Genomic DNA, 21,889 nt, shown 5'->3' on the forward strand with positions numbered 1-21,889 from the left:
CTTCGTTGTCACTACTGTCACCTGCCCAGACGCTGCTCTCAGTTCCATCCTCATTGTCAGTAATATTTGATGCTACTTCCGCAGCAACATCTCCGGCACTTTCTGGCAGAGCTTCTGCGATAGCAGCAGCAACATCCAGCACATTATCCGGGGCCGCTTCACTTAACCGCTGCGTCAGTTCGACCGCCGCTTCGTTGTCACTACTGTCACCTGCCCAGACGCTGCTCTCAGTTCCATCCTCATTGTCAGTAATATTTGATGCTACTTCCGCAGCAACATCTCCGGCACTTTCTGGCAGAGCTTCTGCGATGGCAGCAGCAACATCCAGCACATTATCCGGGGCCGCTTCACTTAACCGCTGCGTCAGTTCGACCGCCGCTTCGTTGTCACTACTGTCACCTGCCCAGACGCTGCTTTCGCTACCATCTTCATTGTCAGTTATGTTGCCTGCTACTTCTGCAGCTACACCGGCAGCACTATCAGGTACAGCCTCAACGACTGCCGCCGCGATATCAAGCACGTTATCGGGCGCTGCCTCGCTTAAACGCTGAACAAGCTCAACCGCAGCCTCGTTGTCGCTACCCGCTTCGCTAACATCTCCAACAACAGTTTCAACATCATCTGTAGTAGTATCAGAATCATCAGTCCCTATTTCATCATCACCGATATTGCCTGCAACTTCAGCAGCAACATCTGCTGCGCTATCAGGAATGGCTTCAACAACAGCAACCGCCACATCTAACGCCTGTTCAGGTGCTATTTCAGAGATACGTGCAACCAGGTCAACCGTGCTTTGGTAATCCACTTCATCATCAGGAAAATTATTTTCATGCACACTTTCCTGCTGCTCGTGCATAGCATTAGCTATATATTCTTCAGCAACAGAGACTGCGGTTTCAGGCACAGCATCAACCATAGCTGCTGCAACATCCAGCGCCTGTTCAGGGCTGGCTTCCCATAGTTCGGAAACAATATTAAGTGCATCTACTTCACTGGTATCACTTTCCCGGTCAGCCGGACGTACAGCTTCGCGTTCTTCAGCGATCACCCGAGAATAATATTCGGCAACCTGAGTTGCTGATTCCGGTGCTGAATCGGCGGCTATCCGCGCCATCTCTATGCGTAGTTCAGGTAGAACCCGGCCGATCTCTATTGCAACTGCAACCACCTGCTGTGGATACCACTCGGCCAGTTGAGATACCAGTTCACCCGCAAGATCAGGCTTGGCTTTTACAATGGCCTGAGTGGTTTCGAGAATCTGATAAGGTGCTGCCTCTTTCAACACCTCATACAGACGCATGACATCGATACCCGGTACAGTAGCAACCGCTGCGGCAACTTCTGCACCTTTTTCCGGATTATTAATAACCATCGCCCTGGCCATCTTAACCGCTGCCGCTGGATCTGATTCAGCAATAGTAATTGCCGCTTCTGCTTCTTGGCTTAGAGGGGCTTCCGGCTCTATATATTCAGTACGTGGATCAAGATCCAGTGCCGTTGAAATAGCAGCACCTTGCATGACAAAGCCTTCCTGCTCTGCAATTGGCAGGGCTTTTCTGACGGTCATACGGTACAAAGTAAACAGCGCTAGCAACATTTGGCTGACTGCCAGGAAGTAAAACAAGGTAGCACCACCAAAAAGCTCCATTATCAGAGATCCAGTGTACGGCCCGACCGCGCCGCCGATACCAAAGGCAAGTAACATACTGCCCATGGCGGAAACCATTTCACTCCTTTTGAGCTTATCGAATGCTTCAGCAATACTCAGTGGATAGAAACAGGCAATTATTCCTGCCGTCAAACCTGTGAGTACAAAAATGCCGACAATCATTCCCGCTTTAGCCAACGGTATAACCGCCAGACCCGCCACCGAAGATATGATTAGCAGGACAAACAAAACCGTACGTCGATCAAACCGGTCTGACAGGTAGCCCACCGGGAACTGCAGTATAAAAGCACCAAAAATTGCACAACCCATGAATACTGACAGTTGAAAACCGACGATCTGATATTCAGCGGCAAATACAGGCAGTAGATTGAACAAAGCCGAATAGACTATCCCCGCCACCAAACAGCTGGCAACGCCGAGCGGAGAGATACGAAAAAGTGCCACTATAGACATAGGGACTACGGCCTCAATAGAAGGGGCCTGAGCCCGACTAAACAGCACCGGCAGCGCAGCCAGGGAAAACAGAATACCAACAATAATAAACAGCTTATCTTCAGCTGGATCTGCGACACCTATCAGGAACTGACCACCAAACAAACCGACCAGAACACAACCATGATAGACAGCCAGTATTTTACCCCGGGTATCTTCCGATGCACTGTCACTTAACCAACTTTCCATGGCCGTTAGCAGGCAAGCCTGACTAAAGCCAAGCAGAATTCTTAGCCCTCCCCAAAGCCATGGATCAGCATCCAGAGCAAAGGCCAGAATGCAGATAGCTTCAATAGCGACACTGCCAGCAAATGTCCGGATATGGCCTACCCGCTGTACTAACTGTTTACTGTAAAAAGCGCCGATCAGCATACCCACGAAATACAGTGACAACACCATACCAATAGTATCGGTAGCCATACCCTCCAGCCCCATACGAACAGGCACCAAAACGTTCATCAGGCCGACTCCCAAAAAGAGAATCATGCTGCTGATTAATAGCGATAATAAAGACAGTAATGTTGAACGCAATTCGATCTCACTTGCTGAAGCAATACAGCTAAAAAATATAAAAAAACGCAAAAAGCCGACATAAAATGCCGGCTAATTAAAACGCAGTCTAGCACCAACTAATTGCCCTGCACACTATTTGAGCAGTGATATTTCCTAATATATCTATGACTTACCGTATTTCGTCATGAATTTACATTTTCACGCCACTGAGTGATAACCGGCAGACCTCTATCAGGAATAACAAGGTAAAAAGATAACTGAATTATTCATCGCATTGGCTACTGATTAGTAAACCTGCTGTGTTTAATTTGCCGACGGATAACAATCGGCTAAAACCTTGTTCCAGCACAAATAATCAGGATTACTGCTCAGTTAGGCTATAACCTGAATAGTCTTTATATCCGACACCTGCATCGGTCTGTGAGGATACAATGGAAGTCCATGATTATCTGATTCAACTGTTAGCCATTCTGGTTGCAGCTCGTTTGTTTGGTGAGATAGCAACGGTATTCGGCGCCCCGAGTGTTATCGGTGAACTATTAGCCGGGATAATCATAGGCCCCAGTCTCTTAGGTTGGGTCGATAGCAATGAATTTATTATTATTCTGGCCGAAATTGGCGTCATACTACTATTGTTTGAAGTTGGTCTTGAGACAGACTTCAATAAACTAATGGATGCCGGCGGAAAAGCGATAGTGGTCGCCTTGGGCGGATTTTTTGCGCCGCTAATTATCGGCTTTTGTGCTGCCCATTACCTGTTTGAACTTGATTACCTCGTCTCCCTGTTCATCGGTGGTACGCTAACTGCGACCAGTATAGGAATCACGGTGCGCACGCTTTCTGACGTTGGCAAGCAAAATAGTCGCGAAGGTCAGATCACGCTTGGTGCGGCTGTGCTTGATGATGTTTTGGGCGTTATTCTGCTGGCACTGTTATTTGAGTTTTCCGTTAAAGGGGAAGTCAACTGGGTTAATACCGGCAAAGTGCTGCTATATGTCGGTATCTTCTTTATGCTGGCGCCTATCCTGGCAAAGTTAATGTCTCAGGTGATTAAGCGGCTTGACCAGCGAATCGAAAATCCGGGCCTTATCCCTACCACAATCGTAGCTCTGGTGCTGTTTTTTGCCTGGCTTGCCTATTGGTTTGGCGCTCCTGAGCTGCTGGGTGGCTTTGCTGCCGGTATCGCACTGTCGCGGCGTTTCTTCCTGCCCTTTGGTTTAGCTATTCAAACTGACCACGAGTTCTCTGAGCGTATTGAACAGCAGATGAAACCCATAGTGCAGCTCTTTACCCCTATATTCTTCGTAGCGGTAGGACTGTCTCTCGACCTGAGTGCGGTAGACTGGGGTTCTCTGTTTTTTTGGGGATTCTCCCTTACTTTGGTAGCGCTGGCTATCTGCACTAAATTCACCGGTGCTTTACTGATTGATGAACCCCTTCCCCGTCGAATTGTTATCGGCATGGCGATGGTGCCCCGCGGCGAAGTAGGCCTCATCTTTGCAGGGCTCGGCAAAGCCGCAGGCGTGTTTGATGATGGCACCTATACCGCACTGGTTATGGTCATTGTCTATACCACGTTGCTATCCCCATTTTGGATCAAGCTTTATTACCGAATGTTTGGCAAACATCTGACGGAAAAAGAACCCGTTAAACAAAAATCTGTTGTTTAACAATCAGTGCCTCCTCCGTGCTATTGCCGGCTTAATTCGATAACACAGACATGGTTAAACGGGAGACACAGATGGCTTTGCCATTATCATCTTCGATACGAATATCCCAGACCTGCGTCGAGCGACCGATATGGACAGGTCTGGCCGTACCTGTAACACTACCGGTACGGATACTCGCCAGGTGATTCGCATTAATTTCAAGCCCGACACAGGGATGACCGGGTTCAGCGGCCAATTGTGCGGCCATACTACCCAGTGATTCAGCCAGCACCACTGACGCTCCGCCATGAAGGATCCCCATAGGTTGATGGGTGCGCGGATCAACAGGCATCGTTGCCCGGATATAGTCTGAGCCTATCTCTGAAATCTCAATTCCCAGATGTTCAACCAGGGTGTTTTTCATAAATGCCTGTAGCTGTGCGACTGACATCTCTGTTTTCCATATCGACATGGATATCTCCTTTAGGAAACTGTTGATTAAACAGACAATTTAAAGAGCTAATGTAATGAGCAATCAGAGGAAGAAAAAGAACAGATAAGGTCATTTTTATGACAATAACGGGCAGCTCAGGCAATCACAAGGTCAGAGCAAGCAAAGCCACATAGGCACAAAGGAAATGGTCAATTGTCAGTGTCAGGCAACCGACCTTCACGTTTAAGACGCCGCGTAACCATTCTGTGATAAAAGAAAGAGGCTAGCGGCCTGATAAGTGGTAAACCCAGTAACCAGCCCAATAGCTTGAGACGTGTCGTTCTGGCCATCAAAATTCGATAGGCATCCAACTCTCGGTGAACTATTCCCTGCTTATCTCTGACATGCAGTTCGGTCAGAGCCAGCTGCGGATCAATGCCTAACGTCTGCAAAACCTCTTCCTGAGCAGTGATGTCAAACCATACCACCTCAGCATCATCCGAACGCTGCAATGACTCATAATATTTTCGATCGTTGACGCATGAGGGACAAGCGCCATCATAAAATACGATAATTTTATCGTCAGGCAGCGGCATGACAGGCTCAGTAAATCGGACCAAAACGGTCAAGACAGGTAAGGTACAAGCGCAGGTCGAGTTCAAGCTGATGGTAATCCGGCTCCATATGCTGGCAGAGATTATAAAAAGCTTTGTTATGCTCTTTTTCTCTGATATGAGCCAGTTCATGCACAACAATCATTCGTAAAAAAGCTTCCGGCGCCTGTTTAAACACGGTAGCAACACGAATCTCTTTTTTAGCTTTTAACTTGCCCCCCTGCACCCTGGAGATATGCGTATGTAGACCCAGTGCGTTATGAATAACATCGATTCGATCATCATATTCAACTTTGCTCAGCGGCGGTGATTTACGCAAAAATTTGTTCTTCAACGCCAAGGTATACTGATAAAGCGCTTTAGAATTGCCTATCTGATGCGCTGAACCATAACGTGATAGCAAATAATCAGGAAGCTTACCGTTATCAATCAGTTGCTCTACCTGTGCCAGTAATTCAGGACTATAACCCGCCAGATAATTAACTCGCTTTGACTGTTTCATGTCTCAACCTCCAGCGTGGCTCTTTGCTGAACGGTTGCTTCCAGCAAAGCCCGCAACTGAACTATCCGCTTACGATTGACCCCCATATCGGAATAACCTACCCGGGATGCCGACCGCAAATGAATCAGCTTGTTCTCGACATCTAAACGTAACTCCAGATCATCGACAAAGCCAAACAAAGCAGATCGAAATTCCGCAGAGAGATAGCGCTCCTTAACAGTTATCTTTCCACCACCTAGCTGCTCTATCAAAGGCACTATTGACTGAAGACTGTTGAGTTCGCTGTTAACAGGTGCAACATAATGAGCTGTATCAGGGTCATTTTCACTGCAGACCGAATTTGGCTTAGTGCCGCAAGGTGCTAACTGCCCACCTACCAGTCCCGGAGGCTGAGCGCTGCGTGAAATAAATCCCAGCAGAATAAAGTAGCTTATCGCAACAACAAGCAGGGCAATTAAAACATAGAAAACTTTCATGGGAGGACCTGGCGTACCGGTTGGATATAAATAATTTTTACTACTCTCTGCCCTGCTAGTATAGACTACCGGCCACCGCTGTTTAATATCCCAAAGGCTCTATTAGTGCTTAATCCTCAACTTATAAATTGGTTACTGCTGGGATTTCTGGTTTTAGTCTGGGGCACTTCATTTATGGCGATCGCTGTCGCTATTCAGGGAGGCCTTGGCCCTGTCGCCATCACACTGCTAAGAATTGCCTGTGCAGTCATAGTACTGATGCTATTTTGCGTTGCTAAAGGCAAAAAACTACCCAACAACCTTAAGTCATGGGCTAGTTTATTACTGTTGGGATTGTTTGGCAGTGCGCTGCCTTTTATGCTGATATCCTGGGGTCAGCAAACAGTTCCATCGGCAAGCACCGGCGTGCTTATGTCAATAATGCCACTGGTCACTATGCTGCTAGCTCATTACCTGATCGAAGGTGAGCGGTTAAATCGTTTTAAGATAATGGGATTTATCACTGCCTTCACCGGCGTATTTATTTTGTTAAACCCGGCAGCAGCTGGCAGCGTAGACTTCTATGGCGCACTGGCCATTCTTGCTGCAGCCTCTAGCTATGCCTTTAATACTGTATTGATTCGTTTACTTCCACCGTTTCATCCTGCTGTAGCAGGTACTGGTATGATGCTCTGCTCATTCATCATACTGCTGCCACTAGGCATATTTGAATACAGTGAAATAACTCAACAGCTAACTGAACTGGCTGAAGCCAAAGCACTTATTGCTGTTATATGGCTTGGCCTGATGCCAACCGGCGTAGCATCAATCATCTACTTTATTGTTGTTAATCGTGCCGGCCCCAGCTTTCTATCAAACTGTAATTTCTTGATACCGGTGGTGGCATTTTTTGCCGGCACTATCCTGCTAAATGAGCCAGCATCATTACAAAGCCTGATCGCACTACTGGCGATACTTTGTGGCATCACGCTAACCAGGATCAGACGATAATTCAGATGAGTCTTATTGGTTAGAGCTTTTGTAAAAAGCAGCTTATTAGAGATTAGATGATGCCAGAGGCGATACTTTAGCTATTTAACCCCGCCAGAATAAAGTCAGCATAGCGATGGGTGTCTGTAGACCATTGCCGGCTTGTCCCTGAACATCATCGTCCGTTCAAAGGTAGCACCTACCGCAACAGCAAGTTGTCTGGATGGCAGGTTTTTCTCAAAAATAAGACTTATGAGTTTCAATTCAGGCAGATACTGGTGCGCCATAGCCTGAACTTCTCTGACCGCTTCACTAGCATAGCCCTGACCGGTATAGCGACTAAGCAAGGCCCATTTAATTTCGGGCTCAGGCCAGTCGCCCGGATACCATAAACCGACAACACCTAAGACCTTTGCTGTTTCTTTTTCTAACAGTGTATAGGGTCCGTAACCATGAATTTCCCAATGACCAATAAGAGTAGCAACCAGACGCCAGCTCTCGCCTTCAGTCAGCGCCCGACCTGTGGTGTAACGGGTGCCTTCGACATCAGAATAGTACTGATGCAGATCGGGCCAGTGCTCTATAGTGACTTTTTTCATTTCAAGCCGTTGAGTAGACAGGGATTCCGGTATTTTATATTTCATAATTATGAATCTTATTAGGGGTTAAAGAATGCTTGCATCAATACTGCCACTGGCTGCATGCAGCGCAAGCGATACCAGAATACCGGTAAATATCATGCCACTGAGGGTAATAATTACCGCCAATAGGCGACTTAAAGCCGAGGTAGGTATCAGGTCTCCATAGCCTAGTGTTGTTCCTGTCACCAGGCTCCAGTATAACGAATCGGAATATCGCCACCCCTCTTTGCGCCCCGCTAATATGCCCAGAGCAAGAATCCAGAAGAGTAAAAAACTTAGCAGGGGTGCTGCCAACACGATTAAATCAAAAAAGTGCGAAATAAAGCTCAGCGTAAAGTCCATTTTATGCCCCCTTAAATGGTTACCCTATCAACGCTTTGTGCAATGGTAAAGTCCAGCTTTTTTAGTTTTCTAATGGTTATTGATAACGGTATAAATACAATATTTAATACTTAACAAACTAATTCTGTATTAATAAAGCAGCATTGTGTTAAATACTAATACCCTAAACCTGATGGAATATCCCTATGGCGCAAACAGCGGCTCTGGTTCACACCCTTAAAAAACAGCTCAAAGCCCAGGGCAAAACCTATTGCGATGTCGCTCAGGCGTTGGGACTGAGTGAAGCATCAGTCAAGCGGCTCTTCTCAGAACAGAACTTCACCCTACAACGATTAGAAGTTGTTGCTCAACTCGCCGGTCTTGAGCTCACAGAGCTGTTTCGTCTCCTGGCCAGAGACCAACAGCGCTTAACTCAGCTAACCCGCGAACAAGAACAGGAGATAGCCTCTGATCTCGAGCTTCTGCTCATTACCGTTAGCGTGATCAATGGTTTCAGCTTTAGTGATATCCTCACTCACTATCAGGTTAGCGAGCATACCTGCATCCAGAAGCTGGCAAAACTTGATCGGCTTAAAATCATTGAGCTACAGCCAAATAACCGGGTTAAATTGTTGGTAGATCCCAATTTTTCTTGGCTACCCAACGGCCCTATACAACAGTTTTTCCAGCAGAAAGTGGAACAGGACTTTTTCAGCTCTCGATTCGATAAGCAGCATGAAAAGCTGATCGTTCTGAATGGAGTAATGACTGCAGAAACCAATTTATCAATGCAGAAGAAAATGGAACGACTGGCTGAGGAATTTAACAGCCTTATTCAGGACGATACTCCCCTGCCAATGGATAAGAAGCATGGCAACACCATGGTGATAGCCATTCGTCAGTGGCAATACAGTTTGTTTAAAAACTATAAAAAAGTATAAATTTTCAAACCAACTATCAATTTTTCTACATATATTTCTACGCCAGGTATCAAAATATGATACTTGGTTCGTTTTGCTTCGTGTTCTCCCCTCACTCTTTCATTATGCCTCTGACACCGATCCAACGATCATTCAGAGGCATATTATGAACATTAAAAACCTTCCCTGTGCGATAGCACTGAGTACCGCATTAACTCTCGGAGCCGTGGTACCAGAAGCCAGCGCTGCCGGTCTGATGTCACCGGTTAATTCAGGCTTTCCGGAACTTAGCATTAAAGAACATCATGTTCAGGTAACAATGGAAGACAGCTATGCCGTTACCAGTGTTGAGCAAATTTTCCATAACCCAGCGAACCAGTCACTTGACGCAATCTACAGCTTCCCCGTGCCTGAGCATGCCGCTGTAGGTGAATTTACCTATTGGATTGATGGCAAACCTGTCACCGGAGAGGTAGTGAAAAAACAACAGGCCCGGGAGATATATGAACAGGAAAAGCAAGCGGGTCATGAAACTGCGCTGGTTGAAAAAGACAGCTACAAAACCTTTGATATCAACGTAGCATCTGTTCAGCCCAACAGTGATGTACGGGTAAAACTGGTCTATATACAGCCAACCCATATCGATTCTGGCATCGGTCGATACCTCTATCCTTTAGAGGATGGCGGTGTAGATGAACATAAGAATGCATTCTGGAACCGTAACGAAGTAGTAGACGAGAAGTTTAGCTTTAATATGACGGTCCGATCAGGCTACCCGATAGATTCTGTTCGCTTACCAAAACATACTCAGGCAACCATTAAACAGCTTGATTCACATAACTGGCAGATCAGTATGTCTAATAATTCAACATCTGCTGTTTCAGGTATTGCTGAAGACTCCGCAGAGCAACAACAGCTATCAGATCAGCAACAGTCCGCCAGCGTCCAGAACAATACTGTCGGCTTACCCGCGGCTAACCTCGATGAAGATATCTTAGTTTACTGGCGCCATAGTCAGAATCTACCAGGCAGCTTAGATCTGGTCAGCTATAAAGAAAGTAACGATAAAACCGGCACCTTTATGATGACCCTGACGCCTGGAGATGATTTAGGCGAAACTAAGGGGGGGCGAGACTGGGTATTCGTACTGGATGTATCAGGCTCAATGAAAGGTAAATACAGCACTCTGGTTGAAGGCGTACGTCAGGGGCTTAACAAGCTTCAACCACAAGATCGTTTTAAGATAGTACTGTTCAACAGCAGAACCACGGACTTTACTCAGGGATTTATAAGTGCCACACCGGAACAGATCACACCGCTTCTTCAGCAATTAGAACAGTATCAACCAGGCAGCGGCACAGACCTCTACTCTGGTATTGCCCGTGGACTTAAAGGTCTAGATGCTGATCGCAGTACTGCCATGATACTGGTTACCGACGGCGTTGCTAATGTTGGTGTTACTGAGAAGAAACGCTTTCTTAAGTTGATGGACAAAGCAGATATAAGGCTATTTACCTTTGTCATGGGCAACAGTGCTAACCGCCCACTACTCGATGGTATGGCTAACATCTCGAACGGCTTTGCGATCAGTGTTTCAAATGCTGACGATATCGTGGGTCAATTGATGCTGGCAACCAGCAAAATGACTCATCAGGCACTGCGGGATATTAAACTGGAATTCGATGGCAGTCGTATTACAGATCTCACACCAGAGCAGATCAACTCAGTGTACCGTGGCGAACAACTCACTGTATTAGGTCATTATCGTAAGCCGGGGCCTGTCAAAGTGACCCTCAGTGCGATGGCCGGCGATCAACCCCGCCGCTACAGTACAGAGATAATACTACCAAAACAAAACCTGCTTCACCCTGAACTGGAACGCTTATGGGCTTACGCCAGTATCGAAAATCTGCAGGCAACAATGGATTACCTGGGTGAAGATGCTGATACCAAACAGGCTATAACCGATCTGGCATTGCAATATGATCTGGTCACAGACTATACATCGATGCTGGTCGTTAGAGATGAAACCTTTACAAAACTGGGTATCAACAGGGACAACCAGCAACGCACTGATAAAGAACGAAAAGCCCGTATAGAGCGAGCCCAGCAACCTGTTATAGCTAAAAGCACTGATAACCAGCAACCTATGTTCAACCCATCTAAAAACAGAGCATCTTTAGGTACTGGTTCAGGCGGCTCAGGCGCTATCGGTCACTGGGTATTACTGCTGATCGGCATCATGTTACTGATCCAGTTCAGTAATAACCGCAACCGTAATAAACACTGAGACCGGTATGTTTAAATCTCTATACAATCATTTACGACAACTCCCCGTCTCTGCGACGGGGAGCAACACAACTTCCGTACCTGTTTGTACCTTATTAATGATCATGATCAGCACCCTCCTGAGTCAATCTCCAGAGCTGTTTCAGCTAAGCTACTTTGACCGGGAGCTGATTTCAGAGGGCCAGTTCTGGCGACTTGTAAGCGGACATTTTAGCCATACATCGCTAAGTCACCTGGGTTGGGATCTGCTGGCTTTTAGTCTTGCTGCAGGCTATCTGGAGCGCCACTCACGCAAGCTACTTTTCATATCTTTGGCAGCAGCTATTGTGACCGTCGACGCTCTTCTATTGTCAGACTGGGCCATGATTACCCGTTATGCTGGCTTATCGGGAATTCTATTCTCTCCCCTGATATTCAGCCTGGTAATCTTTGCACTAAAGCAACCCTCAGCCACCGGCTGGCTGCCTTTGGCTATCTGTCTGATAAAACTTATCTGGGAGCAGTTTAGTCAGGTAACACTGTTTAGTCAGAGTCCCTGGCCCGCTTATCCCGCTGCTCATCTGGCAGGAACTGTAGGCGCATTAGTCTGTCTGGCTATACTGATAAGCTTCCCCAGACTTTTGTCAGGTGGCAAATTTACAAAGCAAATAGTAACGATAGATAAATCTTAGACACTAAGGCAAACCTATTTAATAACAATAACTTAAATCAAGCTATTCAAGTAAAAAATTAACTATAGGCTATATAAAATCTAATAAGGCGCTAAAGCTTAAAACAGTACAATTTCGTCAGTTGAAAGAGTGCGATACTCACCGGGCTCTAAGTCGGGATCTAGTTGTATAGCACCAATGGATTCCCGGTGTAGTGCCGTAACTTCGTTATCAAAGTAACCAAACATCCGCTTTACCTGATGATAGCGCCCCTCATGAAGGGTTAAGCGACACTGGTAATCACTTATCAGTTCCAGTTCAGCGGGACGGGTAGTGATATCTTCATACTTAAAATAGATTCCCCTGTGAAACACCTCTGCCACCTCAGATGAAATCTTGTCTTTGGTGGTCACCAGGTAGACCTTAGCCGTTTCTGTTTCAGGTTGGGTGACTCGGCGAGACCAGAGCCCATCATTGGTCAGAAGCATCAAACCGGTCGTTTTAAGGTCTAATCGGCCGGCATAATGCACGCCAGCCCTGAGGTGCTCTGGTAACAGATCGATAACCGTTTGGTGTTCAGGGTGCTCTGTCGCACTGACAATACCAGCAGGCTTATTAAGCATCAGATAAACGGCATTTGTGTCCTGTAATAGTTGCTCTTGTAGCTCTATACGAACAAAGCTGTCAACCCTGACCTCAGCATCACGAACTACCTTACCGGCAACCCTGACCTGCCCCTGAGCCAGCAACAACCGAACCTGTTGTCGGCTGTAAGCTGTATTAATCTGAACAAACCGATCAAGCCGCACGCTGTTTACTCACAACTGCACGGCCTGACCGGATTTTAGAAGCGATAGTATAGATAACGGTATAAATATTACTCACTAACCGGCTCATCTTCACCATTAGCAAGGAAGAACCAGGTATCAAGTACAGAGTCAGGATTAAGAGAAACTGAGCTGATCCCCTGCTCCATAAGCCATTTAGCCAGATCAGGATGATCTGAAGGCCCCTGGCCACAGATACCAATATATTTACCCTGTTTACGACAAGCTTCTATCGCCATTGCCAGCAGCTTACGTACCGCTTCGTTGCGCTCATCAAAGAGATGCGCAATGACACCGGAATCCCGGTCCAGACCAAGTGTCAGCTGGGTCAGGTCATTAGAGCCAATAGAGAAACCATCAAAATACTCGAGGAACTGATCAGCTAACAGTGCGTTTGATGGGATCTCACACATCATTATCACTTTCAAACCGTTCTCACCCCTGCGAAGACCGTTCTCAGCCAGCAGATCTACCACCTGCTTTGCCTCGCCTACGGTGCGCACAAACGGGATCATCACTTCTACGTTAGTCAGTTTCATCTCATCCCGGACATATTTCAGTGCCCGACATTCAAGCTCGAAACACTCACGGAATGACTCTGCAATATAGCGACTAGCACCACGGAAACCCAGCATTGGATTCTCTTCACTGGCCTCAAACGCTTCACCGCCGATCAGATGTCCATACTCATTAGATTTAAAGTCAGACATCCGCACTATCACTTTCTTTGGATAGAACGCAGCCGCCAGTGTTGATATGCCTTCCACCAGCTTTGCGATGTAAAACTCAATAGGATTCTCGTAGCCGGAGATGCGCCGTTCGATAACCCGTTGCAGGCCTTCCTCTTGCTGATCAAAGTGAATCAACGCCTTCGGATGAATACCGATCATGCGGTTAATAATGAACTCAAGCCGGGCCAGTCCAACCCCGGCATTCGGTAAAGCCTGAAAATCAAATGCACGATCCGGATTACCGACATTCATCATAATATCAAATGGCAACGGCGGCATAGATTCGACTTTGTTGGTTTGGTGCTCAAAGTCCAGACGGCCCTCATAGGCACGCCCTGTATCGCCTTCAGCACAGGAGACCGTAACCTCCTGACCAGCGTCCAGCCTTTCAGTAGCATCGCCACATCCAACAATGGCCGGAATACCTAACTCCCGGGCAATGATGGCAGCATGGCAGGTACGTCCACCGCGGTTAGTAATGATTGCTGAAGAGCGCTTCATAACCGGCTCCCAGTCAGGGTCGGTCATATCCGTTACCAACACATCACCGGGCTGAACCTTATCCATATCATTGATACTTTCAACAATACGTACCGGCCCACTGCCGATACGGTGGCCAATTGAACGTCCTTCCACCAGCACTTTACCGGTCTCTTTTAACAGATAACGTTCAATAACAGCATTGTTAGCACGACTTTTAACTGTTTCAGGACGGGCCTGAACAATATAAAGCTCACCATCATCGCCATCTTTCGCCCATTCAATATCCATTGGCCGGCCGTAGTGTTTTTCGATAGTCATCGCGATACGGGCCAGGCTCTGCACATCCTCATCATTAATGGAGAACTTGCTGCGCTCTGCAACAGGAACCTTGACGGTTTCAACGGCTGCAGCGGTTGTACCTTGAGCGCCATATACCATCTTGATCGCTTTAGTACCCATATTCCGACGCAGAATTGCCGGAGCTCCCTGACGCAAAGTAGGCTTATAAACGTAAAATTCGTCGGGATTTACAGCGCCTTGAACAACGGTTTCACCTAGCCCGTAGGCTGAAGTTATAAAGACTACATGCTGAAAACCAGATTCAGTATCAAGGGTAAACATAACACCACTGGCGCCGGTTTCACTGCGCACCATTCGCTGTATACCCGCAGATAACGCGACCTCGTGATGCTCAAAACCATGATGAACCCGATAGGAGATAGCACGATTATTGTAGAGCGAAGCAAACACTTCATGAATCGCGATTTTAATATTATCTAACCCGCGGATATTCAGGAAGGTTTCCTGTTGACCCGCAAAGGATGCATCCGGCAGGTCTTCAGCGGTGGCAGATGAACGAATGGCGACAGCCATGTCAGCATGACCGTCCATATCCTGATAAGCCTGATCAATAGCCTGATTTAACGACTCAGGAAACGGTGTTTCAAGGATCCACTGACGAATTCTGGCGCCTGTATCTGCCAGGGCGTTTACATCATCAGAATCAAGACTTGCCAGCGCTTCATTGATGCGTTGATCCAGCTGATTATGACCAAGAAAATCACGAAATGCAGTTGCAGTTGTAGCAAAGCCACCAGGAACCCTTACCCCGGCCCCAGACAACTCAGTTATCATCTCTCCAAGTGAGGCGTTCTTCCCCCCCACCTGCTCAATATCATCCATACCAACCTGATCAAGACGAACGATATATTCCGGCAAAGCTCTGCACTCCTGTCTTTTTTATATATCTGGGAATAATACTGTAAACCGATATTAAATTCTGCGCTCTGAAACAGTTTGTTGATCAATATCCGGTTTTCTAGCCCTAACCGCTATACAGCACCCAGCGTTAACCTGATAATAATCAATATTGAATACAGTTTAATGACGTCAGGAACAGATAACATCATGAAACGTACAGCTTTTTTCATATCTGATGGTACAGGTATCACCGCAGAGGCATTAGGTAATAGCCTGTTAGCCCAGTTCGGTTCAATACGCTTTGAAAAAGTAACACTGCCCTATATTGATAACATTGAAAAAGCGGTTGAAGTAGTCGACAAAATTAACCTCATTGCAGAACAGGACGGACAGCGCCCTATTCTCTTTGATACGGTTGTCGATGAAGCGATACGAGAAGTTATCTCAACCTGCGTTGCCTACAAAATTGATGTATTTTCCGCCTTTTTAAAGCCGTTAGAACTAGAGCTTGGCAGCCACTCTTCATATAGCGTCGGTAAATCCCATGCTATCAACGAAGTAAACCGCTATATGGATCGTATTGAGTCGGTAAATTTTGCTATCGATAATGATGATGGCGCCCGTACAGTGCAATATGACCGGGCAGATATTATCCTCACCGGTGTTTCACGCTGTGGTAAAACCCCCTCCTGTCTCTACATGGCACTCCAGTTTGGGGTACGAGCTGCAAACTACCCCCTTACCGACTGTGACCTGAACAGTGCTGAGCTGCCGGAAACCTTACGGCCATATAAAGACAAACTATATGGATTGACGATTGATCCCTTCCAGTTAGCTTCAATTCGTCATGAACGACGGGCAAATAGTCGCTATGCTTCGCTAGATCAGTGCGAGGATGAAGTACGTATTGTTGAGCGTATGTACCGTCAGGAACAGCTACCCTGCATCAACACCACACATTTCTCAATTGAGGAGATCGCGACCCGCATCATGGCCGAAATGGGGCTTGAACGTAGGCTTAACCTATAACCCTAATATTAATGAGTTCAACGCTCTACATTACCCCGGCTATATGAAAACCATGCAGCTAATAATGTATAACCAAAGGCGATAACAAAGCCGGTCTGAACCAGCCTCATTAACTGAGGATACTGATCCGGTTGTATCTGTTCACTGCCCAGAAACAGATTAACCAACAGCATAATAATCGCCATACTGAACATATTACCGCTGGTACGCGACAGGTTGAGTAACGCTGATGCAATACTCAACCTGTCCTGAGGCACTGAACCTAAGGCGGCATTATTATTCGGTGAAGAGAAACAACCAAAGCCTATACCCAGTAATACCATAGCAACCACCAGGTAAGTATAACTGGTTGCTTCCGACAGGAAGACCAACAAACCAAAGCCGCTACTGAATAATAAACACCCAGCCGTGGCGATCAGTCGCGGTTGAAAGCGATCCGATAAACGGCCTGCAACAGGCGCCAATATCGCCATCATTAGCGCCTGAATCAATACTAACTGGCCCGATTCGCTAGGCGACATGCCCTGCAGGTACTGCAAATAGAGACTCAGGAGAAAAAGCACAGGATAATTACCGGAATACATCAGGAAACTGGCAATCAAAGAACGATTCATCACCCGGTTTTCAGCCAATACTTTAAACCGAATCAGCGGTTTTTCACTCCTATTTTGCTGATAGATAAACAACAATAACAGTGCAACCCCGGCAATAAGCATCGCCAGATTTACCAAGGCAGGCAGTCCCGCCAGGCCAAACAGTAACAAGCTGACACAGACCATAAACAACAATGAGCCCAACCAGTCTAGCGACTGTGGTTTCTGAACAGAGTCACGGTTTGAGATGCGATCGTTTTTGACAAAGATCATAACCAGGCTCAAAGAAACTAACGCCAGCGGTACCGGCACCCAGAAAACACTCTGCCAACTTATATGCTCTGTAAGCCAGCCTCCGACTAACGGACCACAAGTTAAACCCAGATAGACCGAGGTGGCCGTAAGGCCTAATGCAGTGCCCCGATTATTATTACTGAATACTGCAGCAACAATTGCCATCGCCGTGGCAAACACCAAGCCACTGAACAGCCCCTGTAATACCCTTACCCCTATCAGCATTTCAACCGTATCAACCAGCAACACTAACAGCGACGCCAGGGCAAAGCCCAGTACTCCAATCAGGTAAATTAATTTACGTCCGACAATGTCTGCAATTCGTCCTGCAGGAAGCATTAACACAATACTGCCCCACAAGTTAGCCGCAGGAATCCAGCTGACTAACACCGCATCGGCCTGCAATGCTTCGGCGATAGCAGGAAGCGCTATATTGACTGAAGACATCGACTGCGGAATCAGGAAAACTGCGATACAGATACTGGCCAGTGCCAGCCAGCGGGCAGACGGGTTTTCGCTATAAAATGTTGATAGGTCAGATGACACGGCGATACCTCAGAAGGAAGGCATCCAGTATAGCGATAGCCGTCTGTTAAATTTAATTACTATTTATTATTAGCTGATTAGTAAGATTCTATAACCGACGAACAGGCTTATTGTTATATTTAAATACAAAGAGTTAGAACATCAATTAAATGTATTTACTTACCACCGGCAAGATCAATAAAACTACCGGTAGTGTAAGATGCCGCATCGGAAAGCAGCCACACAATCGCCTCAGCAATCTCTTCAACACGACCACCACGCTGCATTGGAATTGCCTTCCTCAATCGCTCAATCCGATTCGGCTCACCGCCATCCGCATGCATCTGAGTATCGATAAAGCCAGGTCGTACAGCATTAACGCGAACCCCTTCGTTAGCAACTTCGACAGATAACCCCCGGGTAAGTGAGTCAATCGCGCCCTTAGTCGCTGCATAGTCAATGTACTCTCCGGGGGAACCGGTGCGCGATGCAACCGAAGATACATTAACAATGGCGCCACCAGCACCACCATACAGGGAAGACATCCGCTTAACAGCTTCACGACAACAGAGAAAATAACCGGTTACATTACTCGAAAACAGGTGGTTAATACGTACCGCATCCATCTGATCAAGCCGCATTTGTGGTAATAAAATACCCGCATTGTTGACCAGGGCTGAGACCCTGCCAAGGTCATGATCAACTCGGTTAAACAGCTCAACAACCTGATTTTCATAAGACACATCGGCCTCAACAGCGATAACTCTGCCCCCCCTTTGCTCCAGTTCATCCCTAAGGGATTCAGCCGCTTTGCGGTTACTGCGGTAGTTAATGCAAACAGCATAGCCCTGCCCGACTAATAAGCGAGCAGTTGCAGCCCCAATACCCCGACCTGACCCTGTCACTATGGCGACTTTCTCCTGCAGCACTGCTTCACTCCTCTATCTTTTATAAAATAACCAAGCCCTGATCCAACAGTATAAAAGGTTAATTCAGATATCAGCTTAGCAGTTTTGACACCACGATCTGTTTATCTGTGCGCTCAATACTGATGCAAAACCGCTAAAAGCTGGCAGGAAAATACAAATCTGTGTAATATCCCGTTTCCAGAAACCCGCATAAAAAAGGCTTTTTCATCCCTGTCGTGTTCCGACAAGCATTGAAAGTTCTGGTGTATTAATCTCCTTCTTTTCACGAATTACAGGACAGTTTGCAAATGAGTCTTGCAGATAAGGTTTTGGCAGTAAATAACGATCTTCCGATCCGTACCGACCTGCCGGTACACAGTGGCAAAGTACGTTCAGTCTATTGGCTGACCCAGTCGGATAGTCGCCGTCTGATCAAAGAGAAAGGCTACAATGTCCATGAAGATGCTGAACTTGCAGTTATGGTCATTAGCGATCGCATCTCTGCGTTCGAGTGCATCTGGACCGGTGAAGGCGGAATGCAGGGAGTGCCAGGCAAAGGCGCTGCACTGAACGCTATCTCTAACCACTGGTTCAAACTGTTCCGTGAAAATGGCCTGGCTGACAGCCATATTCTGGATATCCCGCACCCGCTGGTATGGGTTGTTCAGAAAGCTAAACCGGTTATGATCGAAGCGATCTGCCGTCAGTACATTACCGGATCTATGTGGCGTTCATACGCTAAGGGCGAACGTGAATTTTGCGGTATTGAAATTGCGGACGGTCTCCAAAAAGACCAGAAATTACCAGAGTTGCTGATCACTCCTTCAACCAAAGGTATTCTGACCGGTATTCCTGGCGTACCAGAAGTGGATGACGTAAACATCACCCGTGATGATATCGTTAATAACCACGAAGCGTTCCAGTTCCGTTCTAAGTCAGATATCGACCTGTACGAAAAGCTGCTTAAAGAAGGCTTCGACGTAATTAGCGACGAACTGGAAAAGATTGATCAGGTATTTGTCGATACTAAGTTTGAATTCGGCTACGTAACCGACGCTGAAGGTGCAGAGAAACTCATCTATATGGATGAAGTAGGCACACCTGATTCATCACGTATCTGGGATGGCGCTTCATACCGTGAAGGCAAAGTTATCGAAAACTCTAAAGAAGTATTCCGCCAGGAACTACTGAGTCACTTCCCTGATTCTGACATTCTGGTAAACAAAGACCGTATGGAAGAACGCTACGGTCTGGCCCGTGATAACGAGCTGCCAGCATCACTGATCCAGAAAGTTTCCGATACCTATGTAGGAATTGCAGAAAAGATTATCGGCGAAAAGCTGGTACTGTCTGAAAATCCTAAAGCAGAGATCGTCGATATTCTGCGTAACGATTACGGCCTGATCGACTAAGTAAGTTTGACCAAGCCCATACAAAAACGCTGTTAAATAAGCAGCGTTTTTTTATGCCTCATTTTCGTGGTTTAAAGTGACTTGTACGCCTGATTCATCAATAGTCAGCGCAACACTGACGGGCCTGCAGCAGACCTGACAATCCTCGATATACTCTTGTTCACCCACACTCAGATCTAGCACCAACTCAATCATCTCGCCACAATAAGGGCAAGCAGCTGACTTTTGTTCAATAGGCTGCATAGAATAAACCTCTGAAAGGTACTGCATTACGAGTGATCAATATGCAGATCATCCGGAAACGGATGACCCCTGCCTGTTTCCAGAGAACCTTTAAGACTTAACAGGAAAACCGCCCACTTAGTACTGCAATGGGCCAGAAAATCTGAAGCCTCCTGCCAACCGGAATGTTTAAAGCGAACAAACGTCTGACTCTCAGTTTCATCTAATACGAAGGAAATCTCTGTTCCAACCCACTCACTCGGCACATTACCAGTATGCTGCCAGCGCACAAGATTACTGGGTTGCAGTTCCACTACCTTGAAATCAGGTCCTTTACCCTGAAAACGAAAAGCGATCACAGAACCAACAGCACCCGCTCCTGACACATCCCAGGTCCACCAGTGAGCCAGACCTTCGTCAGTTGTCAGGTATGCATAAACAGCTGCAGGCGATGCGCTAATACCGACCTTATGATTAATTTCAGCCACAGACTACACCTCTTTCATCGATCTGTAGTATGAGAATAGCTGTAAAACAGATTAAAAAGGCGTTTGCTTGACTGAATTTTTTACAAGGTAGTCAGCTGTGCCAGCTGATCAGGTATCAGATAAACCATCACAATAAGCGCGGGCACCATATAAAAATAGAAGTTCATCGCAAACCGTATATAAGGGTTAGCATTACGTAGCTCCATTAAACGCTCCACCACTAAACGCCCCTTTAGCATGACACTTAACGCGATCAACAGTGTAATCAGAACATTAGTTTCGCCGCTTTCGGCTAACAACGCACTGCCGATGGTTATCACCATTAGCATTACCCAGACCTGATGAACCGAGGGTTTAGCAAACATAATAAGCTCCGATAACGTTATTGCTTCTAGCGGAAAACATAAAGCAGAGGAAACATGACAATCCAGGTCAGATCGATCATATGCCAATAGCTGGCTATCGCTTCGAGACCTTCATGATCTTTCGCGCTATAGGCACCGGTTTTTAGTCGCCATATGCCCCATATAATGGCGCCACTCCCCCAACCTACATGCAGAAAGTGGTTAAAGGTCATGTAATAGTAAACGCCAAAAAACAGATTGGTTTCGACTTCAATCCCTTGCTCAATGTTCCAGCGATACTCCCAATACTTAATTATCAGGTAAACCACGCCACAGCCGACTGCACCCCACAGAAACCGGCCACATTGAACTAACTGATCCGCACGGATAGCATTCATCGCCCGGGCAACAAAATAACTGCTGGTCAGCATTGCCAGTGTATTGAGCATACCGGCCATGGTATTCAGCCTTAGCGGGCCTTCAGCAAAGATTTCCTGATAGTGAACCCGTGCCAGAAAATACACCATAAACATCAGGGCAAATTCTGTCATTTCGGCAAAAATACCTACCCATACCGCTCCATTTCCAGGAATGCGGTCAGCTTTCGGTGGGTATTCGCCCACAGTGGTATTAAAAAAAGTTGTGGCTATGCTCACGTAAACCTCTTGGCAATACTGACCACAGGGATCAATGCT

General features: G+C 46.7%; 22 protein-coding genes. 7 read left to right on the plus strand and 15 right to left on the minus strand.

All coding sequences use genetic code 11. The features are described from left to right. A partial coding sequence (locus EHS89_RS18920; RefSeq protein ID WP_244937400.1) for an MFS transporter occupies positions 1 to 2,620 on the minus strand: 2,620 nt, incomplete at its 3' end. Between the two features lie 485 nt (positions 2,621 to 3,105). On the opposite strand from EHS89_RS18920, the gene EHS89_RS18925 reads away from it, so the two are divergent. After that, the gene (locus tag EHS89_RS18925) at positions 3,106 to 4,344 is read left to right on the plus strand and encodes a cation:proton antiporter (RefSeq protein ID WP_124927743.1); all 1,239 of its coding nucleotides are present in this window, start codon (positions 3,106 to 3,108) and stop codon (positions 4,342 to 4,344) included. 31 nt (positions 4,345 to 4,375) lie between these two features. Here the strand turns inward: EHS89_RS18925 and EHS89_RS18930 are convergent, their stop codons facing one another. From EHS89_RS18930 to EHS89_RS18945, 4 genes are all read right to left on the minus strand, one after another. Continuing rightward, a complete protein-coding gene (locus tag EHS89_RS18930; RefSeq protein ID WP_124927744.1) occupies positions 4,376 to 4,795 on the minus strand; it encodes a hotdog fold thioesterase in 420 nt (139 codons plus the stop codon). 170 nt (positions 4,796 to 4,965) lie between these two features. After that, a complete protein-coding gene (locus EHS89_RS18935) occupies positions 4,966 to 5,352 on the minus strand; it encodes a DCC1-like thiol-disulfide oxidoreductase family protein (RefSeq protein WP_124927745.1) in 387 nt (128 codons plus the stop codon). A gap of 7 nt (positions 5,353 to 5,359) precedes the next feature. Then, a complete protein-coding gene (locus EHS89_RS18940; RefSeq protein WP_124927746.1) occupies positions 5,360 to 5,872 on the minus strand; it encodes a M48 metallopeptidase family protein in 513 nt (170 codons plus the stop codon). After that, a complete protein-coding gene (locus EHS89_RS18945) occupies positions 5,869 to 6,348 on the minus strand; it encodes a DUF1499 domain-containing protein (protein WP_124927747.1) in 480 nt (159 codons plus the stop codon). Before EHS89_RS18945 ends, EHS89_RS18940 begins: the two co-directional genes overlap by 4 nt. Positions 6,349 to 6,453: 105 nt before the next feature. On the opposite strand from EHS89_RS18945, the gene EHS89_RS18950 reads away from it, so the two are divergent. Then, the gene (locus tag EHS89_RS18950; protein WP_229753615.1) at positions 6,454 to 7,338 is read left to right on the plus strand and encodes a DMT family transporter; all 885 of its coding nucleotides are present in this window, start codon (positions 6,454 to 6,456) and stop codon (positions 7,336 to 7,338) included. A gap of 104 nt (positions 7,339 to 7,442) precedes the next feature. Here EHS89_RS18950 and EHS89_RS18955 read toward each other — a convergent pair whose 3' ends face one another. Both EHS89_RS18955 and EHS89_RS18960 read right to left on the minus strand, forming a co-directional pair. Further along, entirely contained in the window at positions 7,443 to 7,961 is a 519-nt protein-coding gene (locus EHS89_RS18955) for a GNAT family N-acetyltransferase (RefSeq protein ID WP_124927748.1), read from the minus strand. A 21-nt stretch (positions 7,962 to 7,982) separates the two neighbouring features. After that, a complete protein-coding gene (locus EHS89_RS18960) occupies positions 7,983 to 8,300 on the minus strand; it encodes a potassium channel family protein (protein ID WP_124927749.1) in 318 nt (105 codons plus the stop codon). Positions 8,301 to 8,485: 185 nt separating this feature from the next. On the opposite strand from EHS89_RS18960, the gene EHS89_RS18965 reads away from it, so the two are divergent. The 3 genes from EHS89_RS18965 to rrtA all read left to right on the plus strand — a co-directional run bounded on the left by EHS89_RS18965 (position 8,486) and on the right by rrtA (position 12,159). Continuing rightward, positions 8,486 to 9,220 (plus strand): helix-turn-helix domain-containing protein, encoded by a 735-nt coding sequence (locus tag EHS89_RS18965; RefSeq protein ID WP_124927750.1) that lies wholly within the window; start codon positions 8,486 to 8,488, stop codon positions 9,218 to 9,220. Between the two features lie 145 nt (positions 9,221 to 9,365). Next, positions 9,366 to 11,489: a VIT and vWA domain-containing protein gene (locus EHS89_RS18970; protein ID WP_124927751.1), complete on the plus strand. Its 2,124-nt coding sequence runs from the start codon at positions 9,366 to 9,368 to the stop codon at positions 11,487 to 11,489. Positions 11,490 to 11,496: 7 nt separating this feature from the next. Next, positions 11,497 to 12,159: a rhombosortase gene (gene rrtA, locus EHS89_RS18975; protein ID WP_124927752.1), complete on the plus strand. Its 663-nt coding sequence runs from the start codon at positions 11,497 to 11,499 to the stop codon at positions 12,157 to 12,159. A 98-nt stretch (positions 12,160 to 12,257) separates the two neighbouring features. Here the strand turns inward: rrtA and EHS89_RS18980 are convergent, their stop codons facing one another. Together EHS89_RS18980 and ppsA are read right to left on the minus strand one after the other, a co-directional pair. Beyond that, entirely contained in the window at positions 12,258 to 12,947 is a 690-nt protein-coding gene (locus tag EHS89_RS18980) for a pseudouridine synthase (RefSeq protein WP_124927753.1), read from the minus strand. 68 nt (positions 12,948 to 13,015) lie between these two features. Then, positions 13,016 to 15,397 (minus strand): phosphoenolpyruvate synthase, encoded by a 2,382-nt coding sequence (ppsA, locus tag EHS89_RS18985; protein ID WP_124927754.1) that lies wholly within the window; start codon positions 15,395 to 15,397, stop codon positions 13,016 to 13,018. Between the two features lie 189 nt (positions 15,398 to 15,586). Between ppsA and ppsR the strand changes: the two genes are divergently transcribed. Then, on the plus strand, positions 15,587 to 16,408 hold the full coding sequence (gene ppsR / locus EHS89_RS18990) for a posphoenolpyruvate synthetase regulatory kinase/phosphorylase PpsR (RefSeq protein WP_124927755.1): 822 nt from the start codon (positions 15,587 to 15,589) through the stop codon (positions 16,406 to 16,408). Between the two features lie 17 nt (positions 16,409 to 16,425). Here ppsR and EHS89_RS18995 read toward each other — a convergent pair whose 3' ends face one another. Next, positions 16,426 to 17,841 carry an MFS transporter gene (locus EHS89_RS18995; RefSeq protein ID WP_124927756.1) on the minus strand — a complete coding sequence of 472 codons (1,416 nt, stop codon included), beginning with the start codon at positions 17,839 to 17,841 and terminating at the stop codon, positions 16,426 to 16,428. Between the two features lie 155 nt (positions 17,842 to 17,996). Continuing rightward, entirely contained in the window at positions 17,997 to 18,749 is a 753-nt protein-coding gene (locus tag EHS89_RS19000) for an SDR family oxidoreductase (RefSeq protein WP_124927757.1), read from the minus strand. A 287-nt stretch (positions 18,750 to 19,036) separates the two neighbouring features. On the opposite strand from EHS89_RS19000, the gene EHS89_RS19005 reads away from it, so the two are divergent. After that, the gene (locus tag EHS89_RS19005) at positions 19,037 to 20,140 is read left to right on the plus strand and encodes a phosphoribosylaminoimidazolesuccinocarboxamide synthase (protein WP_124927758.1); all 1,104 of its coding nucleotides are present in this window, start codon (positions 19,037 to 19,039) and stop codon (positions 20,138 to 20,140) included. Positions 20,141 to 20,191: 51 nt separating this feature from the next. Here the strand turns inward: EHS89_RS19005 and EHS89_RS19010 are convergent, their stop codons facing one another. From EHS89_RS19010 to EHS89_RS19025, 4 genes are all read right to left on the minus strand, one after another. Continuing rightward, positions 20,192 to 20,383 carry a CPXCG motif-containing cysteine-rich protein gene (locus tag EHS89_RS19010; RefSeq protein WP_124927759.1) on the minus strand — a complete coding sequence of 64 codons (192 nt, stop codon included), beginning with the start codon at positions 20,381 to 20,383 and terminating at the stop codon, positions 20,192 to 20,194. 26 nt (positions 20,384 to 20,409) lie between these two features. Next, a complete protein-coding gene (locus EHS89_RS19015; RefSeq protein WP_124927760.1) occupies positions 20,410 to 20,850 on the minus strand; it encodes an SRPBCC family protein in 441 nt (146 codons plus the stop codon). An 80-nt stretch (positions 20,851 to 20,930) separates the two neighbouring features. Beyond that, positions 20,931 to 21,215, minus strand: coding sequence for a cytochrome C oxidase subunit IV family protein (locus EHS89_RS19020; RefSeq protein WP_124927761.1), 285 nt, complete (start codon positions 21,213 to 21,215; stop codon positions 20,931 to 20,933). A 26-nt stretch (positions 21,216 to 21,241) separates the two neighbouring features. After that, complete coding sequence (locus EHS89_RS19025; RefSeq protein WP_211340373.1) at positions 21,242 to 21,850, minus strand: cytochrome c oxidase subunit 3 family protein; 609 nt, start codon at positions 21,848 to 21,850, stop codon at positions 21,242 to 21,244. Positions 21,851 to 21,889: the final 39 nt, after the last annotated feature.

This window comes from Amphritea balenae (genome assembly GCF_003858655.1).
In the GTDB taxonomy this organism is placed as follows: Bacteria; Pseudomonadota; Gammaproteobacteria; order Pseudomonadales; family Balneatricaceae; genus Amphritea; species Amphritea balenae.

Bases quoted from the DNA above. Each gene is read 5' to 3' on its own strand.
- EHS89_RS18925 (WP_124927743.1), top strand. From the start codon at position 3,106: ATGGAAGTCCATGATTATCTGATTCAACTGTTAGCCATTCTGGTTGCA.
- EHS89_RS18930 (WP_124927744.1), bottom strand. From the start codon at position 4,795: ATGTCGATATGGAAAACAGAGATGTCAGTCGCACAGCTACAGGCATTT.
- EHS89_RS18935 (WP_124927745.1), bottom strand. From the start codon at position 5,352: ATGCCGCTGCCTGACGATAAAATTATCGTATTTTATGATGGCGCTTGT.
- EHS89_RS18940 (WP_124927746.1), bottom strand. From the start codon at position 5,872: ATGAAACAGTCAAAGCGAGTTAATTATCTGGCGGGTTATAGTCCTGAA.
- EHS89_RS18945 (WP_124927747.1), bottom strand. From the start codon at position 6,348: ATGAAAGTTTTCTATGTTTTAATTGCCCTGCTTGTTGTTGCGATAAGC.
- EHS89_RS18955 (WP_124927748.1), bottom strand. From the start codon at position 7,961: ATGAAATATAAAATACCGGAATCCCTGTCTACTCAACGGCTTGAAATG.
- EHS89_RS18960 (WP_124927749.1), bottom strand. From the start codon at position 8,300: ATGGACTTTACGCTGAGCTTTATTTCGCACTTTTTTGATTTAATCGTG.
- EHS89_RS18965 (WP_124927750.1), top strand. From the start codon at position 8,486: ATGGCGCAAACAGCGGCTCTGGTTCACACCCTTAAAAAACAGCTCAAA.
- EHS89_RS18970 (WP_124927751.1), top strand. From the start codon at position 9,366: ATGAACATTAAAAACCTTCCCTGTGCGATAGCACTGAGTACCGCATTA.
- rrtA (WP_124927752.1), top strand. From the start codon at position 11,497: ATGTTTAAATCTCTATACAATCATTTACGACAACTCCCCGTCTCTGCG.
- ppsR (WP_124927755.1), top strand. From the start codon at position 15,587: ATGAAACGTACAGCTTTTTTCATATCTGATGGTACAGGTATCACCGCA.
- EHS89_RS19005 (WP_124927758.1), top strand. From the start codon at position 19,037: ATGAGTCTTGCAGATAAGGTTTTGGCAGTAAATAACGATCTTCCGATC.
- EHS89_RS19010 (WP_124927759.1), bottom strand. From the start codon at position 20,383: ATGCAGCCTATTGAACAAAAGTCAGCTGCTTGCCCTTATTGTGGCGAG.
- EHS89_RS19020 (WP_124927761.1), bottom strand. From the start codon at position 21,215: ATGTTTGCTAAACCCTCGGTTCATCAGGTCTGGGTAATGCTAATGGTG.